This window comes from Microbacterium sp. NPDC057659, assembly GCF_042799915.1.
GTDB lineage: Bacteria > Actinomycetota > Actinomycetes > Actinomycetales > Microbacteriaceae > Microbacterium.
On record NZ_JBHVHU010000001.1, the window covers coordinates 763,146 to 775,361 of the forward strand.

At 70.0% G+C, this 12,216-nt stretch carries 14 protein-coding genes; 2 read left to right on the top strand and 12 right to left on the bottom strand.

The window, feature by feature from the left end:
- Positions 1-70: 70 nt before the first annotated feature.
- Positions 71-265 carry a hypothetical protein gene (locus ACFVAE_RS03690; RefSeq protein ID WP_378887989.1) on the bottom strand — a complete coding sequence of 65 codons (195 nt, stop codon included), beginning with the start codon at positions 263-265 and terminating at the stop codon, positions 71-73.
- Between the two features lie 111 nt (positions 266-376).
- On the opposite strand from ACFVAE_RS03690, the gene ACFVAE_RS03695 reads away from it, so the two are divergent.
- Positions 377-982, top strand: coding sequence for a TetR/AcrR family transcriptional regulator (locus tag ACFVAE_RS03695; protein ID WP_378887992.1), 606 nt, complete (start codon positions 377-379; stop codon positions 980-982).
- On the opposite strand, the gene ACFVAE_RS03700 is transcribed toward ACFVAE_RS03695, so the two are convergent.
- The 10 genes from ACFVAE_RS03700 to paaA are packed head-to-tail and all read right to left on the bottom strand — an operon-like array spanning position 969 to position 8,685.
- On the bottom strand, positions 969-1,751 hold the full coding sequence (locus ACFVAE_RS03700) for an enoyl-CoA hydratase/isomerase family protein (protein WP_378887994.1): 783 nt from the start codon (positions 1,749-1,751) through the stop codon (positions 969-971). The two genes, ACFVAE_RS03695 and ACFVAE_RS03700, sit on opposite strands and share 14 nt — an antisense overlap.
- On the bottom strand, positions 1,748-2,185 hold the full coding sequence (gene paaI / locus ACFVAE_RS03705) for a hydroxyphenylacetyl-CoA thioesterase PaaI (protein WP_378887997.1): 438 nt from the start codon (positions 2,183-2,185) through the stop codon (positions 1,748-1,750). The genes ACFVAE_RS03700 and paaI overlap by 4 nt, the downstream gene beginning before the upstream one ends.
- Positions 2,179-3,003: a 3-hydroxyacyl-CoA dehydrogenase family protein gene (locus ACFVAE_RS03710; protein ID WP_378888000.1), complete on the bottom strand. Its 825-nt coding sequence runs from the start codon at positions 3,001-3,003 to the stop codon at positions 2,179-2,181. Before ACFVAE_RS03710 ends, paaI begins: the two co-directional genes overlap by 7 nt.
- Entirely contained in the window at positions 3,000-3,749 is a 750-nt protein-coding gene (locus ACFVAE_RS03715) for an enoyl-CoA hydratase/isomerase family protein (RefSeq protein ID WP_378888002.1), read from the bottom strand. The genes ACFVAE_RS03710 and ACFVAE_RS03715 overlap by 4 nt, the downstream gene beginning before the upstream one ends.
- Positions 3,746-4,912, bottom strand: a complete 1,167-nt coding sequence (locus ACFVAE_RS03720) for a thiolase family protein (protein WP_378888004.1) — start codon at positions 4,910-4,912, stop codon at positions 3,746-3,748. The genes ACFVAE_RS03715 and ACFVAE_RS03720 overlap by 4 nt, the downstream gene beginning before the upstream one ends.
- Before the next feature lie 10 nt (positions 4,913-4,922).
- The gene (gene paaE, locus ACFVAE_RS03725; RefSeq protein WP_378888006.1) at positions 4,923-5,999 is read right to left on the bottom strand and encodes a 1,2-phenylacetyl-CoA epoxidase subunit PaaE; all 1,077 of its coding nucleotides are present in this window, start codon (positions 5,997-5,999) and stop codon (positions 4,923-4,925) included.
- Position 6,000: 1 nt separating this feature from the next.
- Entirely contained in the window at positions 6,001-6,522 is a 522-nt protein-coding gene (gene paaD / locus ACFVAE_RS03730; protein ID WP_378888008.1) for a 1,2-phenylacetyl-CoA epoxidase subunit PaaD, read from the bottom strand.
- Positions 6,523-6,524: 2 nt separating this feature from the next.
- Positions 6,525-7,442: a 1,2-phenylacetyl-CoA epoxidase subunit PaaC gene (paaC, locus tag ACFVAE_RS03735; protein WP_378888011.1), complete on the bottom strand. Its 918-nt coding sequence runs from the start codon at positions 7,440-7,442 to the stop codon at positions 6,525-6,527.
- An 11-nt stretch (positions 7,443-7,453) separates the two neighbouring features.
- Positions 7,454-7,747, bottom strand: a complete 294-nt coding sequence (gene paaB / locus ACFVAE_RS03740; protein ID WP_378888014.1) for a 1,2-phenylacetyl-CoA epoxidase subunit PaaB — start codon at positions 7,745-7,747, stop codon at positions 7,454-7,456.
- On the bottom strand, positions 7,744-8,685 hold the full coding sequence (paaA, locus tag ACFVAE_RS03745) for a 1,2-phenylacetyl-CoA epoxidase subunit PaaA (protein WP_378888017.1): 942 nt from the start codon (positions 8,683-8,685) through the stop codon (positions 7,744-7,746). Before paaA ends, paaB begins: the two co-directional genes overlap by 4 nt.
- A 122-nt stretch (positions 8,686-8,807) precedes the next feature.
- On the opposite strand from paaA, the gene paaZ reads away from it, so the two are divergent.
- Positions 8,808-10,850, top strand: a complete 2,043-nt coding sequence (paaZ, locus tag ACFVAE_RS03750; RefSeq protein WP_378888020.1) for a phenylacetic acid degradation bifunctional protein PaaZ — start codon at positions 8,808-8,810, stop codon at positions 10,848-10,850.
- Between the two features lie 6 nt (positions 10,851-10,856).
- Here paaZ and paaK read toward each other — a convergent pair whose 3' ends face one another.
- A complete protein-coding gene (gene paaK / locus ACFVAE_RS03755; RefSeq protein WP_378888023.1) occupies positions 10,857-12,161 on the bottom strand; it encodes a phenylacetate--CoA ligase PaaK in 1,305 nt (434 codons plus the stop codon).
- Positions 12,162-12,216: the final 55 nt, after the last annotated feature.

Below are 12,216 nucleotides of genomic sequence, written 5' to 3' on the forward strand. Positions count from 1 at the left end.
CGAGGGTACGACCCCGGACACGAAGAACGCGCGACGGCCCGAGGGCCGGCGCGCGTTCTGTGTCAGTGGGTCAGCTGTCCTGCGACCAGTTGTTCGAGCGACGCGTGGCGGAACCGCCCTGGCGCATCAGCAGCGCCATGGCGGCGCTGACGAGCAGAAGGCCGAGGATGAAGACCAGAGCCTGGAAGGCCGAGAGGCTGAATGCCGCGCCGAGCAGGTAGATGCCGCCGACGAACATGATGATGAAGGCGATGAATGCGGCCATGACGGTCCTCTCGGATTCGGGCAGTGTCCCTCCAGCTTAGCGCCGTCGGCCCGCTACGTTTGATCCAGGATGCTGACGCGCCGACGCGTACCAGCACGGAGGGAGCCCGCGATGACCGCACCGCAGACCGCACGCCGCGGACGCCCCGGCTACAGCCGGGAGCAGGTGCTGCAGATCGCCGTCACCCTGTTCAACGAACAGGGCTACGACGCGACCTCGGTCTCCGACCTCGCCGCCCGCCTGGGGCTGACCAAGTCCGCGCTCTATCACCACTTCGACTCGAAGGAGCAGCTGCTGGAGCTCGCGCTGGACAGCGCGCTGGGCGGGCTCGAGGGCGCTCTGGACGAGGCGATGGAGCGCGGATCCGTATCCGAGCAGCTCGACGAGGGCATCCGCGGCGCCGTCCGTGTGCTCACCGCTCAGCAGCCGCAGGTGACGCTGTTGCTGCGCCTGCGCGGGAACAGTCCCGTCGAGCTCGCGGCGCTGCAGCGTCGCCGCGCCTTCGATCAGCGGGTCTCCTCGCTCGTGCGGAGGGCGCAGGACGAAGGGCTTCTCCGCGACGACATCGGCGCGGGCACGATCACCCGCCTGATCTTCGGCATGATCAACTCGATCGTCGAGTGGTACCGCCCCGACGGGGCCATCGATCCGCAGGGCCTGGCCGACGACGTGCTCTCCGTCGCGATCGACGGGCTGCGGCGGCCTACTTCCCGGTGAACACCGGCGGCCTGCGGGCGAGGAAAGCCTCGACCGCGTCGCTGTGGTCCTGCGTCGACCCGCTGCGCTCCTGAGAGACGGCCTCGGCCTCCAGCGCCGCCTCCAGCGCCTCGGCATCCACCAGCAGCCGCTTGCTCTCGCCGTAGGCCGTCGTGGGCCCCTGGGCGAGCAGCCCCGCGATCTCGCGCGCTCGCGCGCGCGGGTCATCGACGATCTCGCCGGTGATCCCCCACGCGATCGCCTCCTGCGGTCCGAACATCCGCGGCAGCAGGATCAGCTCGCGCGCCCTGGCCTCGCCGATCGAGCGCGGCAGCGTGTACGACAGCCCGGTGTCGAACGTCAGCCCGATGCCGGTGAAGGCCGTGCCGAGCTTGGCACCCGGGCCGAAGACGCGCAGATCGCTGGCCATCGCCAGCCCGAGCCCGGCGCCCACGCATGCGCCCTCCACGGCGACGACGACCGGCTTCGGCATGGTCATCAGGCCGCGCACCAACGGTGAGTAATGATCGCGCACGGTGCTGATCGCGGCCGCCGCTCCCCCGCCGCTCGCCAGCTGCGTGGCATGCTCGGCGAGATCCTGGCCGACGCAGAACGTCGGCCCGTTCGCCTCGAGCACGACCGCCCGCACCGTCTCATCCGCCGCGACGTCCCCCACTGCCGCCACCAGCGCTGTCTTGAGCGCGACGTTCAGTGCGTTGCGCCCCTCGGGGCGGTTCAGGGTGATGACGGCGACGGCGCCGTCGCGCTCGAGCAGGACCGGGTCGCTCATGAATCCTCCAGTACCGGACGACCGAGGGAGCGGCTGCGCCCCCGGAACACGGCGACGACGGTGTCATCGCGACGCACCTCCACATCGTAGATGCCCGACCTGCCGCGCAGCACGGTCTCGCGCCCCTCGGCCACGAGACGCTCGCCGAGCGCGACGGGTGCGATGAAGTCCACCTCGAAGCCGGCAGCGACGGTGACCGTGCCGCGGCTGTTGCAGGCGAAGGCGAAGGTGCTGTCCGCGAGGGCGGAGATCAGCCCGCCATGGCAGATGCCGTGACCGTTCACCATGTCGTCGCGGACGGTCATCGCCAGCGTCGCCCTGCCCGGTCCGACGCTCTGGATGCTCATACCGAGCGCCTGGCTCGCCGTATCCGTCGACCACATCCGCTCGGCGCACGCCTCGGCGAGCCGCTGCGGGTCCATCTCGTTCACCATTCGTAGAATCCCCTGCCCGTCTTGCGCCCCAGATCGCCTGCCGCGACCTTGTCGCGCAGCACCTTCGGCGGCGCGAAGCGCGTTCCGAGCTCGCGCTCGAGGTGCTCGGCGATCGCCAGCCGCACGTCCAGTCCGACGATGTCGGTCGTCTTCAGCGGACCGACCGGATGCCGGTACCCGAGCGTCATGGCCGTGTCGATGTCGGCGGCGTCGGCGACGCCTTCCTCCAGCATCCGCATCGCCTCGAGCGCCAGCGCGACGCCCAGCCGGCTGCTCGCGAAACCCGGGGCGTCAAGCACCGTGATCGCTGTCTTGCCCAGTCCCGAGACCCATTCGCGCGCCCACTCGACGAGCGTGTCCGGAGTGCGCGCGCCGACGACGATCTCGACGAGATCGCTCACCGGCACGGGATTGAAGAAGTGCAGGCCGATCAGTCGCGACGGATCGGGCAGCGCGCCGGCGAGCTCGTCGATCGAGAGCGAGCTGGTGTTCGTCGCGATCGAGGCTTCCGGGGCGACCTCCGCGATTCGGGCCAGCACCTCGCCCTTCAGCTCGACGAGTTCGGGCACGGCCTCGACCACCAGCACGCAGTCGCGCAGCGCGGACGGCTCGGTCACGACGGCGGCCGTGCCGCGGACCTCGGCCCCCTTCTCGACGGCCGTGGTGAGACTGGCGGCGATGCGGTCGCGGGCCGCGTCGGCGGCATCCGCTCCGTTCTCGACGACCGTGACCGCAGCACCGGCCAGCGCGAACGCGTGCGCGATGCCGGCGCCCATGCGTCCGCCGCCGTAGACCCCGACCCGTGCGGGAACCGTCATGAGCGCTCCTTCTTCGCACGGCGCTCCAGGAACGCCGTCATCCGGTCCTGCTTGTCCTGCGTCTCGAAGAGCACCGCCTGCGCGAGGTCGTCGATCAGCGGATGCGCCTCGCGCGGGGCATGGAACGCGGCCTTGGTCAATCGCACCGCCAGCGGCGCCTGTGCGGTGATCCGGTCGGCGAGCCGGTTCCCGGCATCCTCCAGCTCTTCTGTCGGCACGATATCCGTCAGCAGGTGCGCAGCGCGGGCCTCGTCCGCGGTGAGGATGCGGCCGGCGAGCAGCACCTCCTTGGCGAGCGGCTCGCCGATCAGCTCCCGCAGCCGCCACGACGCCCCTGCCGCAGCGAGGATGCCCAGTCCTGGCTCCGGGTTGCCGATGCGGGCATCCGGGGTGCCGATGCGGAAGTCGCACGCGTAGGCGAGCTCCGCACCCCCGCCGAGTGCATACCCGTCGATCAGGGCGATGGTCGGCATCGGCAGTCGCTGGATGCGGTCGAAGAGACCGGAGTTGATGCCGGCGAGGGCATGCTCCCGGCGCCGCTCGCGCAGTTCGCCGATGTCGGCGCCCGCGGCGAACGTAGCGCCCGAGCCGATGATCAGCGCGATCCGCGGTTCGCGCTCCAGCATGCCGCAGGCGTCGTGCAGTGCGGCGACGGTGGCGAGATCGATCGCGTTGCGTACCTCGGGGCGATTCAGCCGGAGCACGACGCGATCGGCGTGCTCCTCGATCAGCACCGGCGCGCTCATGCGCGCTCCAGCAGCAGCGCCGTGCCCTGCCCGACTCCGACGCACATCGTCGCGAGTCCCCGGTTCAGGTCGTCGTGCTCGAGCCTGTTCACCAGCGTGACGACGATACGGGTTCCCGAGCAGCCCAGCGGATGCCCCAGGGCGATCGCTCCTCCCCAGGCGTTGACCATCGCCTCGTCGAGCTCCAGGCCGCGCATGCACGCGAGTGACTGCGAGGCGAAGGCCTCGTTGAGTTCGACGGCGTCGAGGTCGGTGCCGTCCCAGCCGACCCGATCGAGCGCCTTCTTCGTCGCCGGGATCGGCCCCAGGCCCATCAGGTGCGGCGGCACACCGGCGCTCGCTCCGCCGACGATGCGCGCCCGCGGCTCCAGCCCGTGCCGGTCCACGAAGCGCTCGCTGACCACGATCACCGCAGCGGCGCCGTCGTTCAGGGCGCTGGAATTGCCGGCGGTGATGACACCGCCCTCGCCGTGAATCGGACGCAGCGCTGCGAGCCTCTCAGGGCTGGTGTCGCGCCGTGGCCCCTCGTCGACCGTGACCTCCCCCACGGCGACGAGCTCGGGCTCGAACAGCCCGGCATCCTGTGCGGCTACCGCGCGCCGGTGCGAGTCGAGTGCGAACTCGTCGAGTTCCGCCCTCGACAACCGCGAGAACTCCGCGACGCGTTCCGCCGTCTGCGGCATGGTCAGTGTGGTCTCGTCGTCGAACCTGGGGTTCGTGAACCGCCAGCCGATCGACGTGTCCCAGCTGCGACCAGGCCGGCCCCACGCCTTCGACGGCTTCTCGGTGACCCAGGGCGCGCGGGTCATGGATTCCACGCCTCCAGCGATGACGACGTCGGCGTCGCCCGCGGCGATCATCTGACGGGCGGTCTGGATCGCCGTCATGCCCGAGGCGCAGAGCCGGTTGACGGTGAAGCCGGGCACGGTCACCGGAAGACCGGCCAGCAGGGCTGCCATGCGCGCGACGTTGCGGTTGTCCTCGCCGGCCTGGTTGGCCGCGCCGAGGATCACCTCGTCGACATCCGCCGGGTCGATCCCCGTGCGCTCGACGAGCGTGCGGATGACCAGGGCGGCCAGGTCGTCAGGCCGCTCTGCGGCGAGCGCTCCGCCGTACCGGCCGATCGGCGTGCGGATGGCGTCGAGGATGAAGGCGTCTGTCATGTCCGCTCCGTCAGCTGTCGTAGTCGACCGTGACCTCGTCGCTCACCGGGAACGACTGGCAGGTGAGGATGAATCCGGCCTCGACCTCGGCCGGTTCGAGGGCGTAGTTGCGCACCATGTCGACCTCTCCTGCGCACAGCTTGGCACGGCAGGTGCCGCACACGCCCCCCTTGCAGGCGAACGGCAGATCGGTTCGGGTGAGCTGCGCGGAGTCCAGGATGCTGGTTCCACGCGACATGGCTGAGGTGGTGCGTCGCCCGTCCAGCACGACGGTGACGTCGCTGGTGAGCCCTTCGATGACGGCATCCGTGTGCCGCAGCTCGGGCGGGGGCGCGTCGACGTAGAACAGCTCGACGTGCACGCGGTCGCGCGGCACACCGAGCTCGTCGAGCACGGCGCGGGCGTCGGTGAGCATGCCGAACGGACCGCACAGCCAGACGTGGTCCATGTCGCCGATCGGCACGAGGGTGGTGAGCAGCGTGCGCAGCCGGTCGGCGTCGAGCCGCCCGGAGAACAGCTCCACGTCGCGCGGTTCGCGGGAGAGCACATGCACGAGGTCGAACTGCCCGGCGTGCGCGTTCTTCAGGTCGGCGAGCTCCTCGGCGAACATCACCGAGGTCGTGGTGCGGTTGCCGTAGATGAGTGTCACGTCGGCTGCCGGGTTGGTGAGAACCGTGGCGGCGATCGACAGCATCGGGGTGATGCCGGACCCTGCGGCGATACAGAGGTGCCGCCCGCCCTGTGAAGCCTCGGCACGGAAACTGCCACTCGGCGTCTGCACGTCGACCGTGTCTCCCGGCCGCAGCTCGCGGGCGAGCCAGGGCGAGAACAGCCCGTCGGGGATGACGCGCACACCGATGCGCGGTGCAGTGCCGGCCGGCGAGCAGATCGAGTAGGTGCGCCGCTCCTCCACCCCGTCGATGAACCGGCGCAGGGTCAGCGACTGGCCTGCGACGAAGTCGTACTCCGCGCGCAGATCCTCCGGCACGGCGAAGGCCACGGCGACGGCGTCGTCGGTGAGGACGTCGATCGCGGTCACGGTGAGGGCATGGAACGCTCCCCTGGTGGCGGTCGCTGCTGCCGTCACGTCAGATCTCCTTCACGTGGTCGAAGGGCTCCAGGCAGGAGCGGCACTGGTACATGGCCTTGCATGCCGTCGAACCGAACTCGCTCGACAGCGCGACGTCGGCGCTGCCGCACTGCGGGCAGCGCACATCCCGTCGCGTGGGGCCGAGCCGGATCGCGACCGGTCCGGTGTGCGCGGGGGCGGGTCCAGGCGGCGAGATGCCGGCCGCGGCGAGCGCCGCACGTCCCTCGGGTGAGATCCAGTCCGTCGTCCAGGCCGGTTCGAGGGCGATGCGGATGCGCACGGCAGGAAACCCTGCCTCCTGGAGCTCACGCTGCAGGTCGTCGCGCATGGTGGCCATGGCGGGGCATCCGGAGTAGGTCGGCGTGATCGCGGCGACCACCGTGCCGTCCTCGTCGAGGGTGACTTCCCGCAGCACTCCCAGATCGGCGAGGGTGAGCATCGGCAGCTCCGGGTCGACGACGCGGGTCGCCGCGGCCCAGGCGCGTTCCAGCATCTGGGCACGGTCGAGAACGGCGGTCATCGTCACCACCGTCCTTCCGGGTGCGCACGAGCTACGACCTGCATCTCGGCGAGCATGCGGCTGAGCGCCTCGGTGTGGCCGCCGTCGCGTCCGCGCCGCCCCTGCACGCCGGCCAGCGCTCCCCTGTCGGGGCGATCGACGCCCGCGGCCGCGAGCACCTGGTCGAGCACGGCATCGGCTTCGTCCTGTACCCGGGCGGGATCGACGCCGACACCCGCGTCCGCCACCGCGCGCTCCACCGGATGCGTCTCGAAGAGCTCGGCACGCAGCGGCCAGAGGCCGTCGAGCGCGGAGAGGAGCCGTCGGCGTGACTCCTCGGTCCCCTGCGCGAGGGTGACGAACCAGCGTCCGGCGAAGTCGCGGTGGTACGCGAGCTCCTTCGCGCCCTTCGCGGCGACGGCGGCGAGCACGGCGTCCCTGCTGCCGGAGAGCCGGGTGAACAGCGCATAGCGCCAGGTCGAGAAGATCAGGATGCGGGTGATCGTCTCGGCGAAGTCGCCGTTCGGCACCTCGGCGAGGCGGACGCTGCGGAAGGCGCTGTCGTCCCGGAAGAACGCAAGCCGATCCTCATCCGGCACCGGTGAGCCGTCCGGGAGCGCCGGTACGACGTGCGGGTCGGCGGCAGCGGCGCGCGCCAGCAGCAGCCTGGCCTGACCGAGCAGGTCGAGGGCGATGTTCGCGAGCGCGATGTCCTCCTCGAGATCGGGCGCGCGGCTGCACCACTCCGAGAGGCGCTGCGAGAGCACCAGCGCGTCGTCTCCCAGCATCAGGCAATACGCGGCGAGCGCGCTGGGGTCGACGCCGTCCGGGACGGTCGTGTCGACCCCCGCGAGCGGATCCTCGAAGTCGGTGCCGAACGCCCAGTGGGCGTCGTTCACCAGCAGACCGGCGTAGGCGTTGTCGTGGAACTCGTCTGTCATCGTCGTCGCCCTCACATGTGGGGCACGTTGTCGGGGATCACGTAGAACGTCGGATGCCGGTACACCTTGTCGCCAGCGGGGGCGAACAACGGGTCCTTCTCGTCCGGGCTGGACGCGGTGATCTCACTGGAGCGCACCACCCAGATGCTCACGCCCTCGTTGCGCCTCGTGTACACGTCGCGGGCGTGCCGGAGCGCCATCTGGTCGTCCGCCGCATGCAGCGATCCGACGTGCACGTGGTTCAGCCCGCGCTTGCCGCGGACGAACACCTCGTACAGCGGCCACTCCGCTCTGACATCGCTCATGCCGCCGCCTCCTCCTTCGCCGCATACGCCATTGCCGCCTCGCGCACCCACGCCCCGTCTTCCCAGGCCTTGCGGCGATGCTCGATGCGCTGGGTGTTGCACGGGCCGTTGCCGCCGACGACCGCCCAGAACTCGTCCCAGTCCGGGGTGCCGAAGTCGTAGTGACCGCGCTCCTCGTTCCAGACCAGCTCGGGATCGGGCAGCGTCACGCCGAGGGCCTCGGCCTGCGGCACGGTCATGTCGACGAACTTCTGACGCAGCTCGTCGTTGGTGTGGGTCTTGATGCCCCAGGCCATCGACTGCGCAGTGTTCGGCGAGGAGTCATCGGGCGGGCCGAACATCATCAGCGACGGCCACCAGAACCTGTTCACCGACTCCTGCACCAGCTCGCGCTGGGCGTCGGTGCCCCGCATCATCGTCATGAGCAGCTCGTAGCCCTGCCGCTGGTGGAAGGACTCCTCCTTGCAGATGCGGATCATCGCCCGCCCGTACGGCCCGAACGAGGTGCGGCACAGCGGCACCTGGTTGCAGATCGCAGCGCCGTCGACCAGCCAGCCGATCGTGCCGACGTCGGTGTACGACAGTGTCGGGTAGTTGAAGATCGACGAGTACTTCTGCCGGCCGGCGATGAGGTTCTCGGTGAGCTCGTTCCGCGAGACGCCGAGGGTCTCGGTGGCGGAGTACAGGTACAGTCCGTGGCCGGCCTCGTCCTGCACCTTGGCGAGCAGGATCGCCTTGCGCCGCAGCGAGGGCGCGCGGCCGATCCAGTTGCCCTCCGGCTGCATCCCGATGATCTCGGAGTGCGCGTGCTGGGCCACCTGGCGCACCACGGTCTTCCGGTATGCCTCGGGCATCCAGTCGCGCGGCTCGATGCGGTCGCGGCGCGCGACGATCTCCTCGAAGCGCCCTTCGAGTTCCAGGTCGTCCTCGACCTTCATGCTGCACCTCCGTCGGAGCATTCGGCCCTATTTACTGACCGACCGTTCTGTACTACTCTGACACACGGATGCGGGTGGCGCAATGCCGCCGTGCGCCCTCGACGACGAGGAGAGGAAACCCCGTGAGCCCACTTCTGGAGAGCTACGCCGCCGGCGCCTGGTTCCGCGCGGACGACGAGGGCACGCCCCTTCTCGATGCCGCCACCGGCGAGGAGATCGCCCGCATCTCGAGCTCCGGTCTCGACACCGCCGCCATGGTCGACTACGCCCGTCGCGTCGGCGGTCCCGCCATCCGTCCCCTGACCTTCCACGAGCGCGCGACCACGCTCAAGGAGCTCGCGCTGATGCTGAATCAGCACAAGGACGAGTTCTATGCGCTGTCCGCGCGCACCGGCGCGACGAAGCGCGATTCGGCGGTCGACATCGACGGCGGCATCGGCACGATGTTCTCCTACGCGAGCAAGGGCAAGCGCGAACTCCCGAACGACGTCGTGTACCTGGACGGCTCCGTCGAGCAGCTCGGTCGCGGCGGCACCTTCCTCGGCCAGCACGTCTACACCTCCCGGCCGGGCGTCGCGGTGCAGATCAATGCCTTCAACTTCCCGGTGTGGGGCATGCTCGAGAAGCTCGCCCCGGCATTCCTCGCGGGGCTGCCCACGATCGTCAAACCGGCGAGCCAGACCGCATACCTCACCGAGGCCGTTGTGCGCCGGATCGTCGAGTCCGGCATCCTGCCCGAGGGAGCCCTGCAGCTGATCTCGGGAAGCGTCGGCGACCTGCTGGCGATGCTCGACGCGCAGGACTCGGTGTCGTTCACGGGCTCTGCGGCCACCGCCGATCTGCTGCGCCGCGATCCCGCCGTGCAGGAGCGCGGCGTGCGGCTGCAGGTCGAGGCCGATTCGCTGAACGCGTCCGTGCTCGGCACGGACGTCACCACCGAGGACCCCGAGTTCGACCTCTTCGTCAAGGGCGTGGTCGCCGAGATGACGGTCAAGGCCGGCCAGAAGTGCACCGCGATCCGTCGGGCGATCGTGCCGGAGCCGATGGCGGATGCCGTGATCGCGGCTGTCTCCGCCCGGCTGGCGCGCACCGTGGTCGGCGATCCGACCGACGAGCAGGTGCGCATGGGCGCGCTGGCCAGCCTCGGTCAGCGCGAGGAGGTGCGCAGGGCTGTCGCCACCCTTCGCCGCAGCTCCGACCTCGTGTTCGGCGACCCCGATCATGTCGAGGTCGTCGGAGCGGATGCGGCGGCCGGCGCCTTCCTGTCGCCCATCCTGCTCCGCGCGCATGAGGGCGCCGAAGAGCCCCACGACGTGGAGCCGTTCGGTCCGGTGAGCACGGTGATCACCTACCGCACCGTCGAAGAGGCCATCGCACTGACCGCCCGCGGGAGGGGCAGCCTGGTGGCATCCGTCGTGACCCACGACCCGGTATTCGCGCGCGAGATCGTGCTGGGGCTCGCACCCTGGCACGGCCGGGTGCTGGTGCTGGATCGCGACGACGCGGCCGAGTCGACCGGGCACGGCAGCCCGCTGCCGATGCTCGTGCACGGCGGCCCTGGGCGCGCCGGCGGCGGCGAGGAGCTCGGCGGCATCCGCGGGGTGCTGCACCACATGCAGCGCACGGCCGTGCAGGCCTCCCCCGACATGATGACCGCGATCACCGGCCGCTGGACCACCGGCTCCGCGCGCCGTGTGGAGGACGTGCATCCGTTCCGGAAGAGTCTGCGCGAGCTGCGCATCGGCGACAGCATCGTCTCGGAACCGCGCACAGTCACGCTCGCCGACATCGACCATTTCGCCGACTTCACCGGTGACCGTTTCTACGCGCACACGGACCCGGAGTCGGCGGCGAAGAACCCACTGTTCGGCGGCATCGTCGCGCACGGCTATCTCGTGGTCTCGCTGGCCGCCGGGCTCTTCGTAGACCCGGATCCCGGTCCCGTGCTCGCGAACTTCGGCGTAGACGGGCTGCGCTTCCTCACCCCGGTGAAGGCCGACGACTCGATCCGCGTGACTTTGACGGTCAAGCAGATCACCCCGCGCAGCTCGGCCGACTACGGCGAGGTGCGCTGGGACGCGGTCGTCGTCAACCAGGACGACGAGCCGGTCGCGACCTATGACGTCCTGACGCTGGTCGCGAAGGAGTGGCCACCGGCGGTGTGATGCGATTCAGCGCTTCGGCCTCTGGTCGACGAGCCGCCGCGCCTTGCCTGCGGAGCGCTCGACTTCGCCCGGCGCGCGCACGTCGACGGCGACCGTCACGCCGATGCGGTCCTTGATCAGGTGGCGCAGCCGCTCCGCGGCGTCCGAAGCGGTGTCCACGGCCCCTTCCCGCGGCTCGACGAGCACCATCAGCTCGTCGAGCTGGCCGGGGCGCGAGAGCACGCACTGAAAGTGCGGCGCGAGCGCGGGCGTCTGCAGGATGAGCTCCTCGATCTGGGTCGGGAACAGGTTCACGCCGCGCAGGATGATCATGTCGTCGGTGCGACCGGTGATCTTCTCGATGCGGCGCATCGAGCGCGCAGTGCCCGGCAGCAGTCGCGTCAGGTCGCGGGTGCGGTAGCGGATGATGGGCATCGCCTGCTTGGTGAGCGAGGTGAACACCAGCTCCCCCTCGTCGCCGTCAGGCACAGGCTGCATCGTCACAGGGTCGACGATCTCTGGATAGAAGTGGTCCTCCCAGACCGTCAGTCCGTCCTTGGTCTCGACGCACTCGCTGGCCACGCCGGGGCCAATCACCTCGGAGAGCCCGTAGATGTCGACCGCGTGCATGTCGAGGCGTTCCTCCATCTCGCGTCGCATGTCGTTGGTCCACGGCTCCGCGCCGAAGATGCCGACCTTGAGCGAACTGGACCGCGGATCGATGCCCTGCCGCTCCATCTCGTCGATGATCGAGAGCATGTACGACGGCGTGACCATGATGATGTCCGGCTGGAAGTCCTGGATCAACTGCACCTGCCGTTCGGTCTGACCGCCCGAGACCGGCACCACCAGACATCCGAGCTTCTCGGCGCCGTAGTGCGCGCCGAGACCCCCGGTGAAGAGGCCGTAGCCGTAGGCGTTGTGCAGGATGTCGCCGTGCCTGCCGCCCGCGGCGCGGATGCTGCGAGCGACGACCGTCGCCCAGACGTCGAGGTCCTCCCGGGTGTACCCGACGACCGTCGGCCGGCCCGTTGTGCCGGAGGAGGCGTGCACGCGTACGACCTGCTCGCGTGGCACGGCGAACATGCCGAAGGGGTAGTTCTCGCGCAGGTCGGACTTGGCGGTGAACGGGAATCGGGCGAGGTCGTCGAGACTCTTCAGGTCATCGGGATGCACGCCTGCGGCGTCGAAGGCCGCCCGGTAGTGCGGCACGTTCCGGTAGGCGTGCTCCAGCGTCCAGCGCAGGCGCTCGAACTGCAGCGCGCGCAGTTCGTCTGTGGAAGCGGTCTCGATCGGGTCGAGATCGCCGGTGTGCGGTGACAGATCCTGCATGTCCACGTCCTTGTGCTCACGCCACGGCCGGGCTTCCTGACCGACCGTTCAGCAC

Excerpts from the sequence above, each read along its gene's own strand:
- ACFVAE_RS03690 (WP_378887989.1), bottom strand. The coding sequence starts at position 265 with ATGGCCGCATTCATCGCCTTCATCATCATGTTCGTCGGCGGCATCTAC.
- ACFVAE_RS03695 (WP_378887992.1), top strand. The coding sequence starts at position 377 with ATGACCGCACCGCAGACCGCACGCCGCGGACGCCCCGGCTACAGCCGG.
- ACFVAE_RS03700 (WP_378887994.1), bottom strand. The coding sequence starts at position 1,751 with ATGAGCGACCCGGTCCTGCTCGAGCGCGACGGCGCCGTCGCCGTCATC.
- paaI (WP_378887997.1), bottom strand. The coding sequence starts at position 2,185 with ATGGTGAACGAGATGGACCCGCAGCGGCTCGCCGAGGCGTGCGCCGAG.
- ACFVAE_RS03710 (WP_378888000.1), bottom strand. The coding sequence starts at position 3,003 with ATGACGGTTCCCGCACGGGTCGGGGTCTACGGCGGCGGACGCATGGGC.
- ACFVAE_RS03715 (WP_378888002.1), bottom strand. The coding sequence starts at position 3,749 with ATGAGCGCGCCGGTGCTGATCGAGGAGCACGCCGATCGCGTCGTGCTC.
- ACFVAE_RS03720 (WP_378888004.1), bottom strand. The coding sequence starts at position 4,912 with ATGACAGACGCCTTCATCCTCGACGCCATCCGCACGCCGATCGGCCGG.
- paaD (WP_378888008.1), bottom strand. The coding sequence starts at position 6,522 with ATGACCGCCGTTCTCGACCGTGCCCAGATGCTGGAACGCGCCTGGGCC.
- paaC (WP_378888011.1), bottom strand. The coding sequence starts at position 7,442 with ATGACAGACGAGTTCCACGACAACGCCTACGCCGGTCTGCTGGTGAAC.
- paaB (WP_378888014.1), bottom strand. The coding sequence starts at position 7,747 with ATGAGCGATGTCAGAGCGGAGTGGCCGCTGTACGAGGTGTTCGTCCGC.
- paaA (WP_378888017.1), bottom strand. The coding sequence starts at position 8,685 with ATGAAGGTCGAGGACGACCTGGAACTCGAAGGGCGCTTCGAGGAGATC.
- paaK (WP_378888023.1), bottom strand. The coding sequence starts at position 12,161 with ATGCAGGATCTGTCACCGCACACCGGCGATCTCGACCCGATCGAGACC.